This is a genomic window from Bradyrhizobium sp. LB13.1, assembly GCF_054056815.1.
This window is the reverse complement of sequence record NZ_JBSRYQ010000001.1, coordinates 4,329,926-4,351,807: the sequence shown is the minus strand read 5'-3', so window position 1 is coordinate 4,351,807 and position 21,882 is coordinate 4,329,926. Positions and strand designations below refer to the sequence as shown.

Genomic DNA, 21,882 nt, shown 5'->3' with positions numbered 1-21,882 from the left:
GCCACCAGATCACGATTCCGGTGACCGAGAGCGCGGCCGGCGGTATTGGGGCGCGGTGTGGCCGGTGACGCGGGAGAACTTCGTCTCGTTGCTCTACAAGCTGCACTACACCATGCACATCCCGGGATTCTGGGGGCGACCGCTGGGGCATTAGAATCTCTCCAGAGGTACGCAGCGCGTGCGACGTATGCGCTCATCCGCAATGTGGAAAGCATCCAGCAGATCGCGCTCTCGCTCGCCGGCAATACCGGGAAACAATTGGCTCGGTCGCCGCGATATCGCGCGCATCTCGTCAGTCGCGAGAGCTGGACAGTCCCGCGAGAAGTGGCGCGTAGCCGGCAAGCCGGTGAGATATGAACTCTGTGAACATCCGCACGCGCTTGGTCTTGCGCGCCTGGCCCTGGGTGAAAAGCCACAATCCGGCCGGTCGAAAAACGCACCACCCTTGTGCGTAGCTCCGCACTGAACGGCTGACACGAACCGACCTAGTTGAGGTTCTCCGGACGAGCCGGGAACGCAAGCCAAGGGACGTGTCATGTCGAGATTGGAAGGCAAGGTCGCAGTGATCAGCGGCGGCAACAGCGGGATCGGGCTTGCCATCGCCCAGCGGTTCGTGAAGGAAGGCGCGCACGCGTTCATCTTCGGCCGTCGCCGGGAAGCGCTCGACAAGGCGGTGAAGCTCATCGGCGGCAACGTCACCGCGATCCAGGCCGACGCATCCAGCCTTGCGGATCTCGACCGCGTTGCGGACACCGTCCGAAGCACGAAGGGCAAGGTGGACGTGGTCGTGTCCAATGCCGGCATCACCGAGCAGGTGCCGCTGCGCGACATCACGGAGGAGCACTACGACCGCACGTTCAACCTGATGGCCAAGGGTCCTCTGTTCCTGGTGCAGAAGATGCTGCCGATGATGGGCGGCGGAGGATCGATCATCCTGGTGTCCTCGGCCATGCACTCCATGGGCCTGGCGAACCACTCGACCTATGCGGCTACCAAGGCGGCGGTGCGTTCGTATGTGCGGACCTGGGCGGCCGAGTTCAAAGACAACGGCATCCGCGCGAACCTGCTGAGCCCCGGCCCCGTCGACACGCCCATCATGGACTCCCAAGCGTCGACGCCCGAGGAGGCCGCCGCCATTCGCAAGATGTACGCCAACTACGTTCCGATGCTGAGACTCGGGCGTCCCGAGGAGCTGGCGGCGGCGGCGGTCTTCCTCGCCTCGGACGAGAGCGCGTTCATGACAGGCTCCGACATGCTCGTCGACGGCGGCGTCAGCAACGTTTGAATTCAGCAAAGACAGGTACGGAGATCAATATTCAGAACCACATCAAATACCCGATGTGAGGGCCGCCCCCAACCGATGTCAGCGATGCCGCAGCCGGCGGTTGACCCGGCGCGCGAGATAATCGCCGGCGCTCTGGACGAGCTGCACCAGCGCGATCAGCACCACGACGACGGCCAGCATCATCTCCGGCATGAAGCGCTGATAGCCGTAGCGGATGCCGAGATCGCCGAGCCCGCCACCTCCGACGGCGCCGACCATGGCGGAATAGCCGAGCAGGCTGACCACCGCGAGCGTCAGCGCCAGCAGAAGACCTGGCAACGCTTCGGGGATCAGCACCTTGAGCACGATCTGGATCGGCGAGGCCCCGAACGAGGACGCCGTTTCAATGAGGCCGCCATCGACCTCGCGGATCGCGGCCTCGACCAGGCGCGCGATGAACGGCGCCGATGCGATCGTCAACGGCACGATCGCGGCCGTCGATCCGATCGAGGTGCCGGCAACGAGGCGCGTGAACGGGATGATGGCCACGACCAGGATGATGAAGGGCGTGGACCGCGTCGCATTGACGACGATGCCGAGCACGCGATTGACGGCGGGCGCCGAGAACAGCTCCCCTTTCCGGCTGGTCCGCGAGAAAGACGCCGAGCGGCAGGCCGATGACGGTGCCGATCAGCGCCGCGAGCCCGACCATGTACAGGCTCTCGCCGGTGGCCTGGATGATCAGGTTGATGAGTTCAGGCGACATAGCCGAGACGCTCCGCGGGGAATTGATATTGTGAGAGCCAGGCCAGCGTCCGCGTCGTCGCGTCGTCGCTGCGAGAAGTGCCGAGCGGAATACCCAACGTCAGCGAGCCCACATGCTGGCCGCCGATCTCGTCGATGCGGGCCGACAGCAGCGAGACGTCGAGGCCGAGCTCGCGCGCGAGACGCGCCACCAGCGTGTCGCCGGCTCCTGCCCCACGCACCTGGATGCGGATCACGGCCTGTCCACCCGCAGGCAGCTCCGAAACGATCCGGCTCGCCAGCGACACCGGCAAGCTGTCGCCGATGACTTCAGCCAGGAAGGATTGCGTGATCGGATGTTCGGGATGGGTGAAGATATCCGCGACGTGGCCGCTCTCGACGACGTGGCCGGCGTCGAGCACCACGACGTCCCTGGCGAGCTGACGCACCACGGACATTTCATGGGTGATCAGCACGATGGTCACCCCGAGCTCGCGATTGATGTTGGCGAGCAGATCGAGGATCGCCCGCGTGGTCTGCGGATCGAGCGCCGAGGTCGCCTCGTCCGACAGCAGCACGCTCGGCCGCGTTGCCAAGGCCCGCGCGATGCCGACGCGCTGCTTCTGGCCGCCGGAGAGTTCTGACGGGTAGCGGTCGTGCTTGTCGGCGATGCCCACCAGCGCAAGCAACTCGGCGACGCGTGCGATGATGTCGGCCTTGGCCCAGCCGGCGATCTCCAGCGGCAGCGCGATGTTGGCGGCTGCGGTGCGCGATGACAGCAGATTGAAGTGCTGGAAGATCATGCCGATCGAGCGCTGCGCCAGCCGCAAATCGCGGCCCGCAAGCACCGAGATGTCACGGCCGTCAACGACGACGCGGCCGGTGGTCGGCCTCTCCAGTCCGTTGATGAGCCGGACCAGGCTCGATTTGCCGGCGCCAGAGCGGCCGATGACGCCTGTGATCGAGCCGCGTGGGATCGCGAAATCGATATTTTGCAGAGCATCGACGCCGGGCTTGCCGCGATAGGCCGGATAGGTCTTTGAGATGCCCTCGAGACGAACCATCGCGTCAGGCGCAGTCGCGGCAGGTGAGACCGCGTCACGTGAGATCGCGTCAAGCTCTTCGATCGGCCGTCCGATCGCGAGCGATGGGTGGGCGTTCATGGAGGCGCCTTCATGCACAATTGTTCCGCTTGCCTCTGGGGCATCCGGGAACCGGATCGCATCAAGCGACGGAAAATGAAACCGCGATGAGGGCTCGCGTGGAGCGCGCTGCACCGCAGCACGCACCTTCGCCCTTTCAGGTCGCTCTTGCAATGTCACATATTTGCGGGGAATTGGACAAAGTTTTCCAAATCCCGCCCCACCGAAGAAAATTCATCTGCCGGGGGACTCCGGCCTGGCTCAATGGACCTGCAACCAGGGCAGGACGATCAGCAGGAGCCCCGCGAAATAGAGCACTCCGAAGATCAGCCCAAAACCCCAGAACTGGCCCTTCCCGATATAGCCGCTGCCGAAATACATCGGCGCTCGCGTAAGGCGAGTCAAGCGCGGTCCGAGCTTGAGATGCTGCCGCAGCGTGCCGAGGTCCATGTCCTTGCGCGAGCGCCCTTCGGCATCCTTGAGGTCGAACCCGGCGCTGAACGCGTCCGCGCTGCCTGTCAGCACCACGACAGAGGTTGCGGCGTCATCCTCAAAACTGCGCGCGGCCGCGGTGAGCTGGCGCAGCGCCTCCGGTGACAGCGCGTTGATGCCGTCGCCGCGGTCGAACCGCACCACCGCAATCCGCCCCTCCGGCCCGAGGCCCTTCTCGATCTTCACATAGTCAGACAACGCAATCTCCCCTGTTCTTGGTTTTCTTGGTGCTCACAAATGCCCGGTGCGGTGGTGCTCGGGCTCGCTGCCGCGGACCGGAAACCGGACCGTGGTCCCGATGGTGATCCAGTTGCCGCTTTCGCCGGTGATGTTGCGGCCGTAGATCACGTCGACGGAGAATATCTCGTTCGGCCGGTAGCGGACGCCGGTCTGGAAACGCGGCTGGACGACGCTTGCGACCTCGGAGGCGCCAGCTTGCCCGTAAGCCTCGATCGTCCATTGCAACGTGTCGGTGAATTTCCAATCGAAGCCGAGGCCGTAGGTCAGGTAATGACGATCGACCGTGCGATCCCACAGCCAGCCGCCATTGACGTTGATGCGCATGGTCTCCGACAGGCGGAAGGTCGCGGGGATGACGACAAAGGCGGACATGGCATCGCCGCTCGCCGCGTCGAATGATCCGCCGCCATACGCTGACAAGCCCCACCGGCCTATTCCAGTCGGGACGAAGTTCGTCTTGGCTTTTGGAGCGACGGTCGTGCCCCAGTCGCCATCGCTCCGGGCCCGGATGGTCTGCAGGCTCAGCTCGATCGGCCTGAAGGGATCGACGACACAGGAGGGATTGGCGACCGCCGAAAAATCCGTGTTGGTCGCGACCGACGTCCAGCTTTCCACTTTGCAGGAGCCGACCTCGGAAATGTCGGCGGCATCGACCGCATAGGCGCCATTCGCGGCGCGCGCACCCTGCGCCGCGAATGCGCCAAATGCTGCGATTGCGGCGGCTATTCCGGTTCTCGCAGCCCAGCCCATGGTGCGATGTTAGCAGAGTCTTCGTCTCGACAACGCCCGGATTCTGGGACTATCTTTGACCCATGAGCGAACATCATCATCACCACGATCACGACCATTCCGAGCTGTCGGAGACCGAGCTGCGCGTGCGCGCGCTCGAGACGATCTTGACCGAGAAGGGTTACGTCGAGCCGGCTGCGCTCGATGCCATCATCCAGGCCTATGAGACCAGGATCGGCCCGCATAACGGCGCGCGCGTCGTCGCCAAGGCCTGGACTGATCCCGCGTTCAAGCAGGCGCTGCTGGAAGACGGCTCCAAGGCGATCGGCACCCTCGGCCATGTCAGCCGCGTCGGCGACCATCTCGTCGTGGTCGAGAACACGCCGCAGCGTCACAACATGGTCGTGTGCACGCTGTGCTCCTGCTACCCCTGGGAAATGCTGGGGCTGCCGCCGGTCTGGTACAAGGCTGCGCCCTACCGCTCCCGCGCGGTGAAGGACCCGCGCGGCGTGCTCGCCGATTTCGGCGTGCAGGTCGCCAGGGACATGGAGATCCGGGTGTGGGATTCCACCGCCGAAACGCGCTTCCTGGTGCTGCCGATGCGCCCCGACGGCACGGACGGCTGGAGCGAGGAACAGCTCGCCGAACTCGTCACGCGTGATTCCATGATCGGCACCGGCTTTCCCAAAACGCCGGGAGCGCCGTCATGAACGGCGTGCACGACATGGGCGGCATGGACGGATTCGGCAAGGTCGAGCCGGAGCCGAACGAGCCGGTGTTCCATGCGGAATGGGAGTCGCGGGTGCTGGCGATGGTGCGCGCGATGGGCGCGGCCGGTGCCTTCAATATCGACACCTCGCGCTTCTATCGCGAGACGCTGCCGCCGCATGTGTACCTGTCGAGCTCCTATTACAAGAAATGGTTCCTCGGGCTTGAGGAGATGCTGATCGAGAAGGGCTATCTCACCCGGCAGGAGGTCGCCGCCGGCCACGCGATGCAACCCGCAAAGGCGCTCAAGCACGGCAGGCTGGAGCGCGACAATGTCGAGCGCACCATGGTGCGCGGCAAGTTCGCCCGCCCTGCTCCGGCGCCGGAGAGATTTGGGATCGGCGACCGCGTGCGCGCGAAAAACATTCATCCGGCAACGCACACGCGGCTGCCGCGCTACGTGCGCGGCCATGTCGGTGTCGTCGAGCTGAACCACGGCTGTCACGTGTTTCCGGATTCGGCGGCGATGGAGCTCGGCGAGAATCCGCAATGGCTCTACACGGTGGTGTTCGAGGGCCGCGATCTCTGGGGCGCGGACGGTGATCCGACCTTGAAGGTGTCGATCGACGCCTTCGAGCCCTATCTGGACCCGGCATAATGAGCAGCACGGCTGCCGCCGCGACGGCGGCCATTCCAAGCATTCCGCGCGATGACGACGGCCCAGTGTTCCGCGCCCCCTGGGAGGCGCACGCCTTCGCCATGGCGTTGACGCTGCATGACCGCGGCGTGTTCACCTGGCCCGAATGGGCCGCAGCCCTGGCCTCCGAAATCAAGCGCGCCCAGGGCGCCGGCGATCCTGACACCGGCGAGACCTACTATCTGCACTGGCTCGCCACGCTGGAAGGCCTCGTCGCGCGCAAGGGCGTCGCGTCATTGGAGACGCTGCACCGCTACCGCGATGCCTGGGACCACGCTGCGGATCGCACGCCTCACGGCAAGCCGATCGAGCTAAAGCAGGAAGATTTTGGCTAGCTCGCGCCACACCCGTCATTGCGAGGACTTCGTGTCCCGGACAAGCTGCAACGCGCAAGCGTTGCGGCGCAGAGCCGGGACCCAGATGGCAACACGATAAGCTATGATGGATGGGCCCCGGCTCTGCAGCGCACCGATGAAGGAGCGCTGCGCTGCGTCCGGGGCGCGAGAGAGGCGAGACGCGCTACCTTCCCGCCACATACTCCCGCCAACCCTTCGCCCGCAGGCTGCATGCAGGGCACTCGCCGCAGCCGTATCCCCAATCATGCTGCGCGCCGCGTTCGCCGAGATAGCAGGTGTGCGACTGCTCGCGGATGAGGTCAACCAGCCCCTCGCCGCCGAGATCGTGCGCGAGCTGCCACGTCGCCGCCTTGTCGATCCACATCAGCGGCGTATGCAGCTCGAACTTGCGGGCCATGCCCAGCGACAACGCGGCCTGCATGGCACGGATGGTGTCGTCGCGGCAGTCGGGATAGCCGGAATAGTCGGTCTCGCACATGCCGCCGACGATGTGGGTGATGCCGCGCCGGTAGGCCAGCGCCGCGGCGAAAGTCAGAAACACCAGATTGCGGCCGGGCACGAAGGTGTTGGGCAGGCCGTCGGCACCCATCGCAATCGCGACATCGCGCGTCAGTGCCGTCTCGGACACGTCCGCCAGCGTCGGGATCGACAGCGTGTGGCTCTCGCCGATTTTTGCGGCCCAATCCGCGCGCAAGCCCTTGATGCCGTCGAACAGCTGGTCGCGGCAGGCCAGCTCGATGGCGTGGCGCTGGCCGTAATCGAACCCCAGCGTTTCCACGTGCGCAAAGCGGTTCAGCGCCCAGGCGAGGCAGGTGGTGGAATCCTGGCCGCCGGAAAACAGCACCAGTGCGGTTTCGGTCGAAAATGCGTCGCTCATGGTCCGCGCTTTAGCATTGCGGGCGCGGCCCGCCAATCGGTGGAAATCGGCCTGTTCCGTCGCGCTACGCTGGGAACGGCGGCTCGCTTTTGGCATAAGGCTTTAGAGTCAGGAGACTGCCCCGCAATGACCCCTTCCCGCGACATTTCACGCCTGATCGAGATCATGGCGGCGCTGCGCACGCCGGTGACCGGCTGCCGCTGGGACCTCGATCAGAATTTTGCGACCATCGCGCCCTACACGATCGAGGAAGCCTATGAGGTGGTCGAGGCCATCGGCCGCGGCGATCTCGACGATCTCTGCGAAGAGCTCGGCGACCTCCTGTTGCAGGTGGTGTTCCACGCCCGGATGGCCGAGGAGCAGAATGCGTTCGCTTTTGGAGATGTCGTCGAGGCCATCACCCGCAAGATGATCCGGCGCCATCCTCACGTTTTCGTAGACAAGGACGGCAACCTCGCCTCCTCCCACGTCAAGGAAGTCTGGGACCGCATCAAGGCCGAGGAGAAGGCCGAGCGCGCCGCACGCCGGCCACCGGAAGAGATTTCGCACAAATCGCTGTTGTCAGGCGTGAAGGCCGGCCAACCGGCGCTGACGCGCGCCATGGAGCTTCAGCGCAAGGCCTCTACTGTCGGCTTCGACTGGAACGACCCGCGCGCGGTGCTGGCAAAAATCCGCGAGGAAGCCGACGAAATCGAGGCCGCCCTCGACCGCAACGACAAGCATGAGATCGCGGAGGAAACCGGCGACCTGATGTTTGCGCTGGTCAACCTCGCCCGCCATGTCGATGCCGACCCGGAGGCCGCGCTGCGCGCGACCAACGCGAAGTTCGAGCGGCGCTTTGCCTATATCGAACGGGCGCTGGAAGCGCAGGGGCGAGCGCTGGAGCAGGCCTCGCTGGCGGAGATGGACGCGCTGTGGAATGCAGCGAAGGCCGAGGAGAAGCCGGCGTCAGAGGGCCGCAAGGAAGCCCGCCGCTAAGTCCAATGTCGTGTTTGGGATCGCACCTGGTTCGAGATACGACGCGACTAATGCCGCGCACCAAATTGCTTCCTGTGGATAAGGGCCGCGGATCTGCGCGCGCTTGGAGCGCCCTTTCCGGGACGACGTGGGAGAGATCACGCCACGCGCGGCACGGCGTCGAACCGGTTCACCACGATATCCCGCCTTGGTCTCGTCCACCCGCACCGTCATGTCGAAGCGGCCGTCGTGCAGCTCCTTCACCAACACCTCGGCATTGCGGTGCAGCCAGCTGATGCCGGCGCCATCGGCCGCGTCGATCGAAAGGTCGAGCGTGGTGCGTTTTGAGGCGAGCCGTTCCTCGATAGCGGCAAGAAGTGCGTCGACGCCCTCGCCTGACACGGCCGAGACCAGCATCGCCGGGTGGTCTTCCGGCCTGCGCGCAGCGACGTTCAAAAGCTCTTCGCGCTGCTCGGCGTCGTAACGGTCGATCTTGTTCCAGACTTCAATGATGCGGCCTGAGTCATCGGGATTGATGCCAAGCTGGCGCAGCACGGCGTCGACGTCGCTCTGCTGCGCCTCGGCGTCGTCGTGCGAGATGTCACGCACATGCAGGATGACGTCGGCCTCCAGCACCTCTTCCAGCGTGGCGCGGAAGGCAGCGACGAGCTGCGTCGGCAGATTGGAGATGAAGCCGACGGTATCGGACAGCATCGCCTTGCCGCCGTGCGGCAGGGTGAGCGCGCGCAGGGTCGGGTCGAGCGTGGCGAACAGCATGTCGGCCGCCTGCACATCGGCGCGGGTCAGGCGGTTGAACAGCGTCGACTTGCCGGCATTGGTGTAGCCGACCAGCGCGACCACGCGATACGGCACACGCTGGCGTCCTGCACGATGCAGACGCCGCGTCGCCTGCACCTTCTTCAGGTCGCCCTCGAGCTTGGAGATGCGCTCCTGGATCAGGCGGCGGTCGGCTTCGATCTGCGTCTCGCCGGGACCGCCCATGAATCCAAAGCCGCCGCGCTGGCGCTCGAGATGGGTCCAGGAGCGGACGAGACGCGAGCGCTGGTAGTTGAGATGCGCGAGCTCGACCTGGAGCGAACCTTCCTTGGTCTTGGCGCGGCGGCCGAAGATCTCCAGAATGAGACCCGTGCGGTCGAGCACCTTGGCCTGCAATTCCTTCTCGAGATTGCGCTGCTGGATCGGCGCCAGCGCGCAATCCATTACCACGAGCTCGACATCAAGGCTCTTGATCAGCCCGGCCATCTCCTCGACCTTGCCCTTGCCGATGTAAGTCGCGGGCCTGATCTGGTTGACCGGCGTGATGATGGCGTCGGCAACGACGAGATCGATCGCGCGCGCGAGGCCGGCGGCTTCATCGAGCCGGGCCTGGGCGTCACGCAGGATATGGCTTTCCGATTGCGCGTCGGCACTACCCGCGCGCACCCGCAAGTAGGGGCCGATGACAAGCACCCGCCCCGTTTGCTTGGCCCCTGCCGACCGCGGACGGTCGGCATCCCCGTCGAAATTCCGGGGTTCCAATCAGATCACTCTCAAGCCGGCTCCTCGCCGCCTTCGAACAACTGGATCGGAGCGCCCGGCATGATGGTCGAGATCGCGTGCTTGTAGACGAGCTGCGAGTGACCGTCGCGCCGAAGCAGCAAACAGAAATTGTCGAACCAGGTCACGATGCCCTGGAGCTTCACTCCGTTGACCAGAAAGATCGTCAGTGGCGTTTTGGTTTTGCGAACGTGATTAAGGAAGGTGTCCTGCAGGTTTTGTGCGCGGTCTGCCGCCATTGTTTTTTTCTCGCTTTGAGTTTCTTTTTATTGTGCCGGTTGCGGCCCTCTTTCTGAAATTAGGAGCCTCTCCCGGTTGCCGTCCCTCATGAGATCCCCCTCGGAAGGAACAGCGGTGCGATTAGAGGACAGGTGGGCTTATTAGGCAAGCCGCTTCACGCGCCAGCCCACGCCGTATGGCTCCGAAAAACTACGGAAATCGATGATTTTCCTCGCCTATCTCCGCCACGTCGCGGCGTCAGCCGACACCGAGCGCCTTCAATTTCCGGTGCAACGCCGAGCGTTCCATGCCAACAAACTCGGCCGTGCGAGAAATATTTCCTGAAAAACGGCTGATCTGTGCAATCAAATAGTCGCGCTCGAACACTTCGCGCGCTTCGCGCAGCGGCAGGCCCATGATGTGCTCGCCATTGTTGCTGGTCGGCATCGCCGGAACCATGGAGCCGACGTCCTGCGGCAGCATGTCGGCGGTGATGATGACCTCCGGGCCGCCCGCGGCCAGAATCATGACTCTCTCAACGTTGTTGCGGAGCTGACGCACATTGCCGGGCCAGACATGCGACTGCAGCACCGCCATCGCGTCCTGCCCGATCTGGCGCTTGGGCAGGCCGCTGCCCGCCGAAATCTGCTCCATGAAATAGTCGATCAATTCCGGAATGTCCTCACGCCGCTCCGACAGCGCGGGCACGCGGATCGGCACCACCGAGAGCCGATGATAGAGGTCCTCGCGGAAATGGCCGCCCGCGATCTCCTCTTCCAGATTGCGCGCGGTGGAGGAAATGATGCGCACGTCGACCTGCACCTTGCCGTTGCCGCCGACGCGCTGGAACGACTGCTCGACCAGCACGCGCAAGATCTTGTTCTGGGTCTCGCGCGGCATGTCCGCGATCTCGTCGATGAACAGCGTGCCGCCATGGGCCTCTTCGAGCGCGCCGGACTTGCGCGCGTGCTCGCCGTTGGACTGCTCGATGCCGAACAGCTCGTGCTCCATCCGTTCGGGCGTGATCGCGGCGGCGTTGATGACGACGAAGGGGCCTTCGGCGCGGCCCGAGGCGGTGTGCAGTGTGCGTGCGGTCAGTTCCTTGCCGGCACCGGCGGGGCCGACGATCAGGATGCGGCTGTTGGCCTTGGCCGCACGCTCGATGGTCTGGCGCAGCTGGTTCATGCTGGGCGAGCGGCCGACCAGCGAGCTTGCACTAGGCGCGAGCTGCTTCAGTTCCTTGACCTCGCGCTTGAGCCGCGAGTTCTCCAGCGCTCTGGTGGCGACCAGGATCAGCCGGTCGGTCTTGAACGGCTTCTCGATGAAATCGTAGGCGCCGCGCTTGATCGCGGCGACCGCGGTCTCGATGTTGCCGTGGCCGGAGATCATCACGACCGGCAGATCGGGGTTGTCCTTCTTGACCTGCTCCAGCAGCTGCAGGCCGTCGAGCTTGGAGCCCTGCAGCCAGATGTCGAGAAACACCAGATGCGGCCTGCGGTTGGCGATCTCGGCGAGCGCCGTATCGCTGTCGCGCGCGGTCCGGGTCACGAACCCCTCGTCTTCGAGGATGCCCGCAACGAGATCCCGAATATCGGCCTCATCATCGACAATCAGAATTTCACTTGCCATGGGTCGCGCCTGTTTTCTCAGCTGCCTGTTGAGGCTTCGGTTTTCGTTGAATCATTGGTCTTTTCAGCCGGCTCTTTGGTTTCAGTGGCCGGCTCTTTTGTTTCCATATCCTTGACGGATTCCGTGACCGTTTCCCTGATGTCCGGCTTGGTCGTTGCCTCGGGCACCGGTTCGGCCCCCTCGCTTTTCGCGGGAGTGCCGGAGACCGCAAAACGCATCCGCATCCAGGCGCCGCGCTGGCCCTCGCGGAAGTCGGAGGCGTCCTTCAGTTCGATGCGCCCGCCATGGTCTTCCAGCACGCGGCCGACGATCGCGAGCCCAAGGCCGGTGCCCTTGGCGCGTGTTGTCACATAGGGCTCGAGGAGGCGCGAGCGCGCCACCTTGGGCAGGCCGATGCCGTTGTCGACGACGTCGATCAGCACGTCCTCGCCCTCGCGCGACGCCACGACGTCGATCCGGCCTTTGCCGAGCTCCTCCAGGGGGACCTGCTCGATCGCCTCGGTGGCGTTCTTGACGATGTTGGTGACCGCCTGCGAGATCAGCCGCCGGTCGAACTGGGCGCGCAGCGGGTCTTCCTTGAACTCGGCCTCGATATCGATCTCCGGATGGGCGACCTTCATCAGGAACACCGCCTGCCGCACGGTGTCCACGACGTCCTCGCCCTCCATCACCGGCTTCGGCATCCGCGCAAAGCGCGAGAACTCGTCGACCATGCGGCGGATATCGTCGACTTGGCGCACGATGGTGTCGGTGCACTGTTCGAAGATCTGCTTGTCCTTGCCCTCGGTGATGTCCTTGCCGAATTTGCGGCGGATGCGCTCGGCGGAGAGCTGGATCGGCGTCAGCGGGTTCTTGATCTCGTGGGCGATGCGGCGCGCGACGTCGCCCCAGGCCGAGGTGCGCTGCGCCGAGACTAGATCGGTGATGTCGTCGAGCGTGATGATGTAGCTGTCGTGCGGCTGGCTGGTCTTCTCGGCGCTGACGCGGACCGACAGATTGCGTTCCTGCCCGTCACGCGTAATCGTGATCTGGCCCTGCACCAGGCGCTGGGTCCCTTCCCGCGCCGTCTTCATCATCTCTTCGAGCTCGGGCAGCACGTCGGAGAGCGGATGGCCGAGCGTCTCGGCTTCGGAGTGCCCGATCAGCTTTTCCGCGGAACGGTTGAGGATGCCGACACTGCCTGAGGTATCGACGCCGATAATCCCGGCGCTTGCGGAGGACAGCACGGCTTCGATGAAGCGGCGGCGGCTGTCGATGAGATCGCTGGCGTTGACGAGCTCGTCGCGCTGGCTGCGCAACTCCTGCGTCATCTTGTTGAAAGTCTCACCCAACTGGGCGAGGTCGCCTTCCGATTGGTGCACCGGCACTTTCACATGGAGATCGCCGGTCGAGACCGTCTGGGCCGCGTTCATCAACCGCCGGATCGGCGAGACCAGCGAGTTGGCGAAGTTGAGGCCGATGATCACCGAGGCCATCAGGATGGTCAGCGCGATCACCGCGAACATCAGCGCGAAGGCGACCTGGATGCCGAGCCGGCGCGACTCGATCTGGGCGTATTCGGCGACGCTGAGCTCGGTCTGCTTGAGCTGGTTGACGACGTTCGGATCGAGCGGCCGCGCGACGTAGAGGAAGGTGTCGCTGAAGGCACGCAAGCGAACCACCGCGGCGACGAAGCTCGCATCGGGCAGCACCGCGATCTCGGGCTCGGATTCGTTGACGTTGCTGAGGAAGTCCGGCGCCGGCGGCGAATAGGCCAGCCGCATGCCGGTGTCGGCGGATTCGAGAATGTTGGTGTTCTTGTCGATGATCATCGCGCCCGGCAGGTTGCGCGAGGCGGCGCTGGACGTCAGCAGCTCGCGAAACGAGCGGCGATCCTGATCGTAGAGCGGCCGGGCGTGGGCGATGTCGTTGGCCATACCGAGGATGTCGCCGCGGATCAGCTGCGCATGGTCCTGCATGTAGGCCCGCGCGATCGTCAGCGAGTTCTGGATCACCTCCTTGGTCGGGCCGGAGAACAGGCGGTCGAGGCCGCGCTCGATGGTGACGTTGGCGACGACGGCGACCAGCACCGCCGGCAGCACCGCCACGATCGAGAACAGGCTGACGATCTGGACATGGAGTCGCGCCGCCGCCCTGCCCCGCCGCCGCGCCAGGATCAGCTGCCAGAGCTCGCGGATGATGATGCCGACCAGCAGCAGGATCGTGCCCGCATTGATCAGATAGAACGAGCGGACAACCGCCGGCGTTGGCTCGATTGACGTGAGGCCGGTCAGGACCATGAAGGTCAGGAACGCCGACAGCAGCGCCAGCGCCACGGCGAATGGCGCCAGCCAGCGTCGCGCCGACCAACGCCGGGGCTCTTCCGCTGGGGCCGTGTCAAAGGATGCGGCCGAGGTCTCTGCGCTGGTCATTCCGGCAATGGGTGCTGAAAACGGGATCCGCCGCGGGCGGATACTGATGTATTCGTACCACATTGTTGCCGAATTGCGACAATTCCGCGGCGTCCAGGTCGCAACCGACCGGCGCATCCACAGGCCGCTGTCGCAAGACCTCGCTTGCGGGAACGGTTTTCCGGCCCAGCGGCTTAACCGGGCATGGACAAGTTCTATCTCGCAATGATGGTGTCGGCCGTGCTGCTGCTGATTGTAGCTGCTGACCTCCTGGTCAACGGCCCCGGTTTGCAGGTGCCGCCGGCGAATGTCGCCAGCATGATGCCGATGACAGGCCGGCTTGTCAGATAGTGTGTGAGGCCGCGTCCCGCGGCTGAATGACCATTTTCAATGTTCCAGCGGAACATTTCAGTCCAATCAGGACTTCTGCCCACCGCGTCAGCCATAACGGCCAGCGCGATCCGGACAGGCTCAGCTCTCTTTGGTAGGGGGAGCTGAGCCACCGTCCGTTCCGGGAAGGCTAGCCCCCGCTTCGATAAACCTGGATATCGAGATCCCGGATCTTCTTCCGCAGCGTGTTGCGGTTGAGGCCGAGCAGATCGGCGGCGCGGATCTGGTTGCCGCGGGTGGCGGCGAGCGCGGCCGTGAGCAGCGGCACCTCGATCTCCTTGAGGATGCGGTGATAGAGGCCCGGCGGCGGCACGCCGTTCGGGAAGCCCTGGAAGTGCGAGGAGAGATACGCCTCCACCGCGCCGCCGAGATTGTCGACGCCATGCTGGACTGCGGCACCCGGGCTGACCGTGGGTGGCGCCAACTCGCCGTCGATGACGGAGCCGGTGATCACGTCCTGCGGATAGAGCGCCGCGAGGCGCCGCGCCAGGTTTTCGAGCTCGCGCACGTTGCCCGGCCAGCGGTGCTGCTTCATCCGCTCCAGCGCCAGCGTGTCGAGCTTTTTCGGCGGCAGGCCGTCCTTCTCGGCGAGCGCGAAGAAATGGCGGATGAGATCCGGCAGGTCCTCGATGCGCTCGCGCAAGGGTGGCAGCCGCAGCGGCACGACGTTGAGGCGGAAGAACAGATCTTCGCGGAACAGGCCCTGCTGGATCAGGACGCGCAGGTCCTTATTGGAGGCAGCGACAATGCGCACGTCGGTCTTGATCGGGGTGCGGCCGCCGACGGTGGTGTATTCGCCCTGCTGGAGCACGCGCAGCAGGCGGGTCTGCGCCTCCATCGGCATGTCGCCGATCTCGTCGAGGAACAGCGTGCCGCCTTCGGCCTGCTCGAACCGGCCGGAGGCGCGAGTGTTGGCGCCGGTGAAGGCGCCGCGCTCATGGCCGAACAGTTCGGACTCGATGAGATCGCGCGGGATCGCCGCCATGTTGACCGCGACGAACGGGCCGTTGCGGCGCTTGCCGTAATCATGCAGCGCGCGCGCCACCAGCTCCTTGCCGGTGCCGGACTCGCCCGTGATCATCACGGTGAGGTCGGTCTGCATCAGGCGCGCCAGCACGCGATAGATTTCCTGCATCGCCGGCGAGCGGCCGACCAGCGGGATCGCCTCCATCTCGGCGTCCTCGTTCGGCGTCGAGACCCGTTCCTTCGGCTCGGCCAGCGCACGGCCGACGATGGCGATCAGCTCCTTCAGGTCGAAGGGCTTTGGCAGATATTCATAGGCGCCGCGCTCGGAGGCGCGGATCGCCGTCATGAAGGTGTTCTGTGCGCTCATGACGATAACAGGCAAATTCGGCCGCATCTTCTTGATCCGCGGCAACAGGTCGAACGCGTTCTCGTCGGGCATCACCACGTCGGTGATGACGAGATCGCCCTCTCCCTGGCTGACCCAGCGCCACAGCGTCGCGGCATTGCCGGTGAGCCTGACTTCGTATCCGGCCCGCGACAGGGCCTGATTAAGAACCGTGCGGATGGCGGTGTCGTCATCAGCTACGAGAATGCTACCTGCGGGCATTGTTGATCCTCATTTTGCCCCCTGAGATGCAGACGACGACTTCCCGGCAGAGCCGTCGCGACTGCTGTGATCGGCATGTTTCACCGATGTGGAATACATCGGCATCAGCACGCGGAACGTGGTCTTGCGCGGCTGAGATTCGCATTCGATGATGCCCCCGTGATCCCCGATGATCTTTGCGACCAGCGCGAGGCCCAGGCCCGAGCCGGTCTGCTTGGTGGTCACGAAGGGATCGAACAGGTTGGTCAGGAGATCGTCCGGCACGCCTGGTCCGTTGTCCTTCACGCAAAATTCCAGCGGCAGGGATACACGGGATTTTTGACCGGGGACTGACAGGCGCACGCCGGGACGGAACGCGGTGGTGAGCTGGATCTCGCCGTCGGGAACATCGATCAGCGCTTCGGCGGCGTTCTTGACGAGGTTGAGGAACACCTGGATGAGCTGGTCCTGGTTCGCCAGCACCGGCGGCAGCGAGGGATCGTAATCCTCGACGAAGCGGATGTTGCGGGCAAAGCCGGATTGCGCCAGCCGTTTGACGTGATCGAGCACCGAATGGATGTTGACGGGACCGCGCACCACGGGACGTTCGTCGCCGAACACCTCCATGCGATCGACCAGCGTCACGATGCGGTCGGCCTCGTCGCAGATCAGCCGCGTCAGCATGCGGTCTTCGGAAGAGGCCTGCTGCTCAAGAAGCTGCGCGGCGCCGCGGATGCCCGAGAGCGGGTTTTTGATCTCGTGCGCCAGCATCGCGGCGAGCGCGATCACCGAGCGCGCGGCGCTGCGATGGGTGAGCTGGCGGTCCATCTTGTCGGCGATGGAGCGCTCTTGCAGCATCACCACGATATGACCGGGCCGTTCCGTGAGCGGAGCAACGTGCAGATCGACCTGGCGGTCTCCGCCCATGCGCGGCGTGCCCAGATCGACCTTGTATTCGTTGACCGCCGCGTTCGACGAGCGCACCTGATCGATCAGCGCCAGCAAAGGACTGCCAAACGGCACCAGCTCTTTCAGCGACTGCCGCTTCAGAAACTGCGTCGAGATATCGAAGAAGGCTTCCGTTGCGATGTTGGCGGCGACGATCTTGCCGTCCGGCCCGATCATGAGCACGGGATTGGGCAAGGCATCCAAAATCGCGTCGTTGTCGGACGGAACAGGCCGACGATGTTCAGCAGCTGAGCTCATGCAGCAGCGCTCCATGCGAAGTCGTCGAAGGCATCTTGCAGTGACTGATGGACGAGCCGGGGATCCTCCGAGGTGAGGATCTTCTGGCGCCAGGATTTCAGCTTCTCGGCCGGCGCACGGCTCACATCGGCCGCGACGTCGAGCGCCCAGCCGAGATGTTTTCGCGCGTGCCGCAGACCAACGCGCAGCCCATAGAGCGCGCAGACGCCTTCATAGAGCGTGCGGACATAATGCAGCTGCGTCTCGAGCGACGGCGTGGCTTCCGCCGCCCCGCCTTTCAGGCGTCGGCCGATCTCACCGGGCAGCCAGGGCTGGCCCTGCGCGCCGCGGCCGATCATCACGGCGTCGGCGCCGGAGGCTTCGAGCGCCGCGAGCGCCTTCTCGAAAGTGGTGATGTCGCCATTGACGACGAGCGGAATGGAGATGGCATCGCGCACGGCGCGGATCGCGTCCCAATCGGCCTCGCCCTTGTAGAACTGGCAGCGGGTGCGGCCGTGCACGGTGACCAGCTTGATGCCTGATGCCTGCGCGCGCCGCGCCAGTTCCGGTGCGTTGCGGGTGCGGTCGTCCCAGCCGAGCCGCATCTTCAGCGTCACCGGCACCTTCACCGCCGCGATCGTCGCCTCGATCAGGCTGACGGCATGGTCGAGGTCGCGCATCAGGGCCGAGCCGGACTGGCCGCCGGTGACGTGGCGGGCCGGACAGCCCATGTTGATGTCGATGATGTCGGCGCCTTCGGCTTCGGCAATCCGGGCGCCCTCCGCCATCCAATGCATCTCGCAACCGGCGAGCTGGACCACGTGCGGACCGATCCCGGTGGCTTCGCAGCGCAACCGGGACATCCGATGGCCGTTGGCGAGCTCATCGCTGGCGGTCATTTCGGACACGACCAAACCGGCCCCCAGCTCGGCGGCGAGCCGGCGGACGGGCGAGTCAGTCACCCCCGACATCGGTGCCAGGAAGACCGGGGTGGCGACTTCAATATCGCCTATTTTCAACAGCTTAGAGTCTGATACTGCTGAGCCGGTCACAGGAGTTCCGTTCCGTTGGCAGGGGCCTCATCGCGCCTGCCATGACCCATCTTGCGCACAATTCTTGTGCAGTCAAGCGTCATGCCTACAGTTTAGACAGTTCTGCAGAACTTTCAAGTGCAGTGCAGCAAAATGCTGAATCCCACAATCCGGGGAAACCCCTTTTTTTGCGGGCCTGCCGTGCTAGAGGCATGCGGCATCTCCCCTCTCCCCGACTCTCGTGATCACCAACTGAGTATTTGAGTCCTATGGCGAAATCACAGCGCACCGCAGTCGTTCTCGTCGCGGCCGGACGCGGCCTGCGCGCGGGCGCCGGTGGTCCCAAGCAATATCGCGAGATCGGCGGTGTGCCCGTGATCTATCGCGCCATGGAAGCCTTCAGCCGCCACGCGGACGTGTTTGCGGTGCAGCCGGTGGTGAACCCCGACGACAGCGCCATCTTCACCGCGGCGGTCGCAGGGTTAAAGCACGAGGCGCCGACGAATGGCGGGGCCACGCGGCAGGCCTCGGTGCTCGCCGGTCTCGAAGCCCTCGCCAAGCACAAGCCGGACATCGTCCTGATCCACGACGCCGCGCGGCCCTTCGTCTCGGAAGGCGTGATCTCGCGCGCGATCGATGCGGCCAGCCGCACTGGCGCTGCGATCCCCGTTGTTCCCGTCACGGATACCATCAAGGTCACCGACGAGAACGGCAATGTCGAGGACACGCCGGACCGCGCGCGGTTGCGAATTGCGCAGACGCCGCAGTCCTTTCGTTTTGACGTCATCCTCGAGGCGCATCGTCGCGCGGCCAAGGACGGGCGCAGCGATTTCACCGACGATGCCGCGATTGCCGAATGGGCGGGATTGACGGTCGCAACCTTTGAAGGCGATGTTGCCAATATGAAGCTCACCACCCCCGAGGATTTCGTGCGCGAGGAAGCGCGGCTGGCCAGCCTGCTCGGCGACATCAGGACCGGCACGGGCTACGACGTGCACGCTTTCGGTGACGGCGACCATCTCATGATTTGCGGCGTGCGCGTGCCGCACACCAGAGGCTTCCTCGCCCATTCCGACGGTGATGTCGGCCTGCATGCGCTGGTCGACGCCATCCTCGGCGCGCTCGCCGACGGCGACATCGGCTCGCACTTTCCGCCCAGCGACGCAAAATGGAAGGGCGCCTCCTCGGACCAATTTCTGAAATACGCCATCGAGCGCGTTACCCAGCGCGGCGGCCGCATCGCCAATCTCGAGGTCACGATGATCTGCGAGCGGCCGAAGATCGGCCCGTTGCGCGACACCATGCGCGCGCGTATCGCCGAAATTTCCGGCGTCGACATCTCGCGCGTCGCGGTGAAGGCGACCACCAGCGAGCGACTCGGCTTTACCGGCCGCGAAGAAGGCATCGCGGCCACCGCGAGCGCCACCATCCGCCTGCCCTGGAGCGTGTAAGGTCATGGGCAGCAGCGACGCACGCGCCCTCTCCCGCTCGCTGCTCGATCTATGCCGGATGCGCAAGCTGACGATCGCGACGGCCGAGTCCTGCACCGGCGGCCTGGTCGCCGGCGCACTGACCGATATCCCCGGCTCGTCCGACGTCATCGATCGCGGCTTCGTCACTTATTCCAACGACGCCAAGCGCGCGATGCTGGGGGTCGAGGCGAGTACGCTCACCAATTTCGGCGCCGTCAGCAAGGAGACCGCGACTGCAATGGCAGTCGGTGCGCTGGAACGCGCCGCCGTCGATCTCGCGGTCGCCATCACCGGCATTGCCGGCCCCGGCGGCGCCACGCCCGGCAAGCCGGTCGGCCTCGTCCATTTCGCCGTCGCCGCGCGCGACGGCCGCATTGTCCACCGCGAGCATCGCTTCGGTGCGATAGGCCGCACCGCAGTGCGCCAGCGCTCGGTGGTCGAGGCGCTGCGCATGCTGATGGACCTCGCCCGCGGCCCAGTTCAAGCCAAGCCGCGCCGTGAAGCCGCGGTAACCCGCCTGCGCCCTCGCGTGACACGCTCGCCGCGCCGGCACGCCGCGAAGCGCAGGACTCCGCGGTCGCCGCGGGGGTGAGACCCCTCACGCAGCCGCGAGCAGCGCACTCGCATGGTCGAGCACGCACTGCTTCACCGCATCGGCTTCAGACGGCTTCGCCTTTGCGCTGACCGTCAATTCCAGGATCGGCGCTGCCGGATTGGCGACGTCGACGACCTTGGAGACGCGGACGGCAGGCTCTGCCTGATCGTCGATGCGGGAGTCGTTGCGCAACTCCTTCAGGATCCGGTCCGCTAGCGCATTGGCGGCGCCTGCCGGGACCGGAAACGCCACCTTGACCTCGCCGGTGCCGGGATAGGCGCTGTGGTTGACGATGGCTGCGCCCCACACCTGCCCGTTCGGCAACAGGATCTGCGTGTTGTCAGGCGCAACCAGTTCCGTCATGAACAGCGACAGCGACTTCACCTTTCCAGCCTTGCCGGCGACCTCGACGTCATCACCGATGTGGAAGGGCCGGAACAACAGCAGCATCACGCCGGCGGCGAGATTGGAGAGCGTGCCCTGTAACGCGAGACCAATGGCGAGTGATGTCGCGCCCAATACGGCAACGAGGCTCGCGGTCTGGATGCCGAACAGCTGAAGCACGGCGATGCCGACCACAGCCAGCACGCCGTAGCGCGTGACGCTCGAGACGAACAAGGTCACGAGCGGATCGACCCGATGCGCGACGTTGAGGACGCGCGTGACGAAGCGCTGCATCGCGCCGGACAGATACCAGCCCACAGCGAGCAGCAGGATCGCGTAGATCGCATTCAGCCCGTACAGAACCAGCGATGCTTTCAGCGTGTCGAAATTGATGGTCATGAGCTCTCACCCGGGGGCAATCCGAAGAGAACTCGTGGCGGCGCGAAATGATCCCCTTGCCGCGGAGGGAACACAAATCCCGTAGCGCGGACGGAGAAGCGCAATCCGCGGGCCACGATCCGTTGTGGTGCCCGACGGGCAAAACACACAATCAGCGGGTCAATCGGCTCACCTCAAAATATTCGTCTTTACAGAAATTCTGATTTGTCGCATCGTCCCGCCACCTCATCCCTGTCAGAGGGGCGTATCGCGATCGTCACGAAACGCGGGATGAGTTGTGGTGGACGCAGGCAGCATCGGCGCGTAGGGCCTCGCAGGGCGGGAAACCGTGAGCGAGGGCGTCGCGCACACGACCGGTGCGGTCTGCGTACGGCAAAACCGTGTCGTCCTGACGCCCGGGGTCTGTGCGTCAAGTCTTGTGGTGATGTGGGTTGCCCGACCGGGCACGCGCATCAGCCATCCGCAAGGCGACGGGGGCAATAGTGCATCGCTCCCCGGGGAGAGCTCGGCATAAGCCGTAAAACCACTGCGCAGGGAAGGCCGGTTGTTGGGCTTCACCTGTATGCCGCTGTGCAGATTCTTGTAGCGCAACCTTCGCACAGTGAACCGTGGGTGCCAGCCGGCACCCGGTCTTCCCTGTGCCCTCCGATACCTGAGGGCCACGGCAAAAAGCAAACCTCGGGCGAGAAACGTCGCGAGACTGCAAACCTGTGTTTGCTTGTCAAAATGCACGCAAATTTTGTCGAAACCGATCGGGATCGCAAATCTGCATCCGCGACCAAACGTCATCGCTCCCTGCCATCTTGCGCGCGGCTATATTGGCGCAATAATGCCGCGCTACGTTGTGACCGGGAATCAACCCGGCCAAGCCTC

The 21,882-nt window shown here is 64.8% G+C and carries 18 protein-coding genes and 5 pseudogenes; 9 read left to right on the top strand and 14 right to left on the bottom strand.

The window, feature by feature from the left end; translation table 11 throughout:
* Positions 1-28 precede the first annotated feature (28 nt).
* Positions 29-158, top strand: a pseudogene (locus tag ACVWYI_RS20690) (PepSY domain-containing protein); the annotation flags it as partial.
* A gap of 134 nt (positions 159-292) precedes the next feature.
* On the opposite strand, the pseudogene ACVWYI_RS20685 reads toward ACVWYI_RS20690, so the two are convergent.
* Positions 293-418: pseudogene (locus tag ACVWYI_RS20685) on the bottom strand (LysR family transcriptional regulator); the annotation flags it as partial.
* 117 nt (positions 419-535) lie between these two features.
* Here ACVWYI_RS20685 and ACVWYI_RS20680 point away from each other — a divergent pair.
* Positions 536-1,285, top strand: coding sequence for an SDR family NAD(P)-dependent oxidoreductase (locus ACVWYI_RS20680; RefSeq protein WP_456663039.1), 750 nt, complete (start codon positions 536-538; stop codon positions 1,283-1,285).
* A gap of 78 nt (positions 1,286-1,363) precedes the next feature.
* Here the strand turns inward: ACVWYI_RS20680 and ACVWYI_RS20675 are convergent.
* From ACVWYI_RS20675 to ACVWYI_RS20660, 4 genes and pseudogenes are all read right to left on the bottom strand, one after another.
* Positions 1,364-2,030 (bottom strand): annotated as a pseudogene (locus ACVWYI_RS20675) (methionine ABC transporter permease).
* The gene (locus ACVWYI_RS20670) at positions 2,020-3,171 is read right to left on the bottom strand and encodes a methionine ABC transporter ATP-binding protein (protein ID WP_456663038.1); all 1,152 of its coding nucleotides are present in this window, start codon (positions 3,169-3,171) and stop codon (positions 2,020-2,022) included. The pseudogene ACVWYI_RS20675 and the gene ACVWYI_RS20670 overlap by 11 nt, the downstream one beginning before the upstream one ends.
* Before the next feature lie 489 nt (positions 3,172-3,660).
* Positions 3,661-3,783: pseudogene (locus ACVWYI_RS20665) on the bottom strand (enoyl-CoA hydratase/isomerase family protein); the annotation flags it as partial.
* Between the two features lie 90 nt (positions 3,784-3,873).
* Positions 3,874-4,632: a hypothetical protein gene (locus ACVWYI_RS20660; protein WP_456663037.1), complete on the bottom strand. Its 759-nt coding sequence runs from the start codon at positions 4,630-4,632 to the stop codon at positions 3,874-3,876.
* Positions 4,633-4,694: 62 nt separating this feature from the next.
* On the opposite strand from ACVWYI_RS20660, the gene nthA reads away from it, so the two are divergent.
* From nthA to ACVWYI_RS20645, 3 genes are read left to right on the top strand one after another with little or no spacing between them, the layout of a single operon-like run.
* A complete protein-coding gene (nthA, locus tag ACVWYI_RS20655) occupies positions 4,695-5,321 on the top strand; it encodes a nitrile hydratase subunit alpha (protein WP_456663036.1) in 627 nt (208 codons plus the stop codon).
* On the top strand, positions 5,318-5,977 hold the full coding sequence (gene nthB, locus ACVWYI_RS20650) for a nitrile hydratase subunit beta (RefSeq protein WP_456663035.1): 660 nt from the start codon (positions 5,318-5,320) through the stop codon (positions 5,975-5,977). The genes nthA and nthB overlap by 4 nt, the downstream gene beginning before the upstream one ends.
* Positions 5,977-6,351 (top strand): nitrile hydratase accessory protein, encoded by a 375-nt coding sequence (locus ACVWYI_RS20645; protein ID WP_456663034.1) that lies wholly within the window; start codon positions 5,977-5,979, stop codon positions 6,349-6,351. The genes nthB and ACVWYI_RS20645 overlap by 1 nt, the downstream gene beginning before the upstream one ends.
* Before the next feature lie 184 nt (positions 6,352-6,535).
* On the opposite strand, the gene queC is transcribed toward ACVWYI_RS20645, so the two are convergent.
* Positions 6,536-7,249, bottom strand: coding sequence for a 7-cyano-7-deazaguanine synthase QueC (gene queC, locus ACVWYI_RS20640; RefSeq protein ID WP_456663033.1), 714 nt, complete (start codon positions 7,247-7,249; stop codon positions 6,536-6,538).
* A 126-nt stretch (positions 7,250-7,375) separates the two neighbouring features.
* Here queC and mazG point away from each other — a divergent pair, with 126 nt between their 5' ends.
* Positions 7,376-8,227, top strand: a complete 852-nt coding sequence (mazG, locus tag ACVWYI_RS20635; protein ID WP_456663032.1) for a nucleoside triphosphate pyrophosphohydrolase — start codon at positions 7,376-7,378, stop codon at positions 8,225-8,227.
* A gap of 137 nt (positions 8,228-8,364) precedes the next feature.
* Here the strand turns inward: mazG and hflX are convergent.
* The 4 genes and pseudogenes from hflX to ACVWYI_RS20615 form a co-directional block, all read right to left on the bottom strand.
* A pseudogene (gene hflX / locus ACVWYI_RS20630) lies at positions 8,365-9,745 on the bottom strand (GTPase HflX).
* Positions 9,746-9,756: 11 nt separating this feature from the next.
* A complete protein-coding gene (gene hfq, locus ACVWYI_RS20625) occupies positions 9,757-10,002 on the bottom strand; it encodes an RNA chaperone Hfq (RefSeq protein WP_247353387.1) in 246 nt (81 codons plus the stop codon).
* Positions 10,003-10,240: 238 nt separating this feature from the next.
* Entirely contained in the window at positions 10,241-11,611 is a 1,371-nt protein-coding gene (gene ntrX, locus ACVWYI_RS20620; protein ID WP_247353389.1) for a nitrogen assimilation response regulator NtrX, read from the bottom strand.
* A gap of 17 nt (positions 11,612-11,628) precedes the next feature.
* Positions 11,629-14,022 carry an ATP-binding protein gene (locus ACVWYI_RS20615; RefSeq protein ID WP_456663031.1) on the bottom strand — a complete coding sequence of 798 codons (2,394 nt, stop codon included), beginning with the start codon at positions 14,020-14,022 and terminating at the stop codon, positions 11,629-11,631.
* A 183-nt stretch (positions 14,023-14,205) separates the two neighbouring features.
* On the opposite strand from ACVWYI_RS20615, the gene ACVWYI_RS20610 reads away from it, so the two are divergent.
* Positions 14,206-14,352, top strand: a complete 147-nt coding sequence (locus tag ACVWYI_RS20610) for a hypothetical protein (RefSeq protein WP_247353393.1) — start codon at positions 14,206-14,208, stop codon at positions 14,350-14,352.
* Positions 14,353-14,521: 169 nt separating this feature from the next.
* Here ACVWYI_RS20610 and ntrC read toward each other — a convergent pair whose 3' ends face one another.
* From ntrC to dusB, 3 genes are read right to left on the bottom strand one after another with little or no spacing between them, the layout of a single operon-like run.
* Complete coding sequence (gene ntrC / locus ACVWYI_RS20605) at positions 14,522-15,964, bottom strand: nitrogen regulation protein NR(I) (RefSeq protein WP_007610301.1); 1,443 nt, start codon at positions 15,962-15,964, stop codon at positions 14,522-14,524.
* Between the two features lie 9 nt (positions 15,965-15,973).
* Complete coding sequence (locus ACVWYI_RS20600) at positions 15,974-17,149, bottom strand: two-component system sensor histidine kinase NtrB (protein WP_247353395.1); 1,176 nt, start codon at positions 17,147-17,149, stop codon at positions 15,974-15,976.
* Positions 17,146-18,147 (bottom strand): tRNA dihydrouridine synthase DusB, encoded by a 1,002-nt coding sequence (gene dusB, locus ACVWYI_RS20595; protein WP_354106198.1) that lies wholly within the window; start codon positions 18,145-18,147, stop codon positions 17,146-17,148. Before dusB ends, ACVWYI_RS20600 begins: the two co-directional genes overlap by 4 nt.
* Before the next feature lie 281 nt (positions 18,148-18,428).
* Between dusB and ACVWYI_RS20590 the strand changes: the two genes are divergently transcribed.
* Both ACVWYI_RS20590 and ACVWYI_RS20585 read left to right on the top strand, forming a co-directional pair.
* A complete protein-coding gene (locus tag ACVWYI_RS20590; protein WP_456663030.1) occupies positions 18,429-19,610 on the top strand; it encodes a bifunctional 2-C-methyl-D-erythritol 4-phosphate cytidylyltransferase/2-C-methyl-D-erythritol 2,4-cyclodiphosphate synthase in 1,182 nt (393 codons plus the stop codon).
* A 4-nt stretch (positions 19,611-19,614) separates the two neighbouring features.
* Entirely contained in the window at positions 19,615-20,223 is a 609-nt protein-coding gene (locus tag ACVWYI_RS20585; RefSeq protein WP_456663029.1) for a CinA family protein, read from the top strand.
* 6 nt (positions 20,224-20,229) lie between these two features.
* Here ACVWYI_RS20585 and ACVWYI_RS20580 read toward each other — a convergent pair whose 3' ends face one another.
* A complete protein-coding gene (locus tag ACVWYI_RS20580) occupies positions 20,230-21,009 on the bottom strand; it encodes a mechanosensitive ion channel family protein (protein ID WP_354050579.1) in 780 nt (259 codons plus the stop codon).
* Positions 21,010-21,882: the final 873 nt, after the last annotated feature.

Excerpts from the sequence above, each read along its gene's own strand:
- ACVWYI_RS20680 (WP_456663039.1), top strand. The coding sequence starts at position 536 with ATGTCGAGATTGGAAGGCAAGGTCGCAGTGATCAGCGGCGGCAACAGC.
- ACVWYI_RS20670 (WP_456663038.1), bottom strand. The coding sequence starts at position 3,171 with ATGAACGCCCACCCATCGCTCGCGATCGGACGGCCGATCGAAGAGCTT.
- ACVWYI_RS20660 (WP_456663037.1), bottom strand. The coding sequence starts at position 4,632 with ATGGGCTGGGCTGCGAGAACCGGAATAGCCGCCGCAATCGCAGCATTT.
- nthA (WP_456663036.1), top strand. The coding sequence starts at position 4,695 with ATGAGCGAACATCATCATCACCACGATCACGACCATTCCGAGCTGTCG.
- nthB (WP_456663035.1), top strand. The coding sequence starts at position 5,318 with ATGAACGGCGTGCACGACATGGGCGGCATGGACGGATTCGGCAAGGTC.
- ACVWYI_RS20645 (WP_456663034.1), top strand. The coding sequence starts at position 5,977 with ATGAGCAGCACGGCTGCCGCCGCGACGGCGGCCATTCCAAGCATTCCG.
- queC (WP_456663033.1), bottom strand. The coding sequence starts at position 7,249 with ATGAGCGACGCATTTTCGACCGAAACCGCACTGGTGCTGTTTTCCGGC.
- mazG (WP_456663032.1), top strand. The coding sequence starts at position 7,376 with ATGACCCCTTCCCGCGACATTTCACGCCTGATCGAGATCATGGCGGCG.
- hfq (WP_247353387.1), bottom strand. The coding sequence starts at position 10,002 with ATGGCGGCAGACCGCGCACAAAACCTGCAGGACACCTTCCTTAATCAC.
- ntrX (WP_247353389.1), bottom strand. The coding sequence starts at position 11,611 with ATGGCAAGTGAAATTCTGATTGTCGATGATGAGGCCGATATTCGGGAT.
- ACVWYI_RS20615 (WP_456663031.1), bottom strand. The coding sequence starts at position 14,022 with ATGACCAGCGCAGAGACCTCGGCCGCATCCTTTGACACGGCCCCAGCG.
- ACVWYI_RS20610 (WP_247353393.1), top strand. The coding sequence starts at position 14,206 with ATGGACAAGTTCTATCTCGCAATGATGGTGTCGGCCGTGCTGCTGCTG.
- ntrC (WP_007610301.1), bottom strand. The coding sequence starts at position 15,964 with ATGCCCGCAGGTAGCATTCTCGTAGCTGATGACGACACCGCCATCCGC.
- ACVWYI_RS20600 (WP_247353395.1), bottom strand. The coding sequence starts at position 17,149 with ATGAGCTCAGCTGCTGAACATCGTCGGCCTGTTCCGTCCGACAACGAC.
- ACVWYI_RS20590 (WP_456663030.1), top strand. The coding sequence starts at position 18,429 with ATGGCGAAATCACAGCGCACCGCAGTCGTTCTCGTCGCGGCCGGACGC.
- ACVWYI_RS20585 (WP_456663029.1), top strand. The coding sequence starts at position 19,615 with ATGGGCAGCAGCGACGCACGCGCCCTCTCCCGCTCGCTGCTCGATCTA.
- ACVWYI_RS20580 (WP_354050579.1), bottom strand. The coding sequence starts at position 21,009 with ATGACCATCAATTTCGACACGCTGAAAGCATCGCTGGTTCTGTACGGG.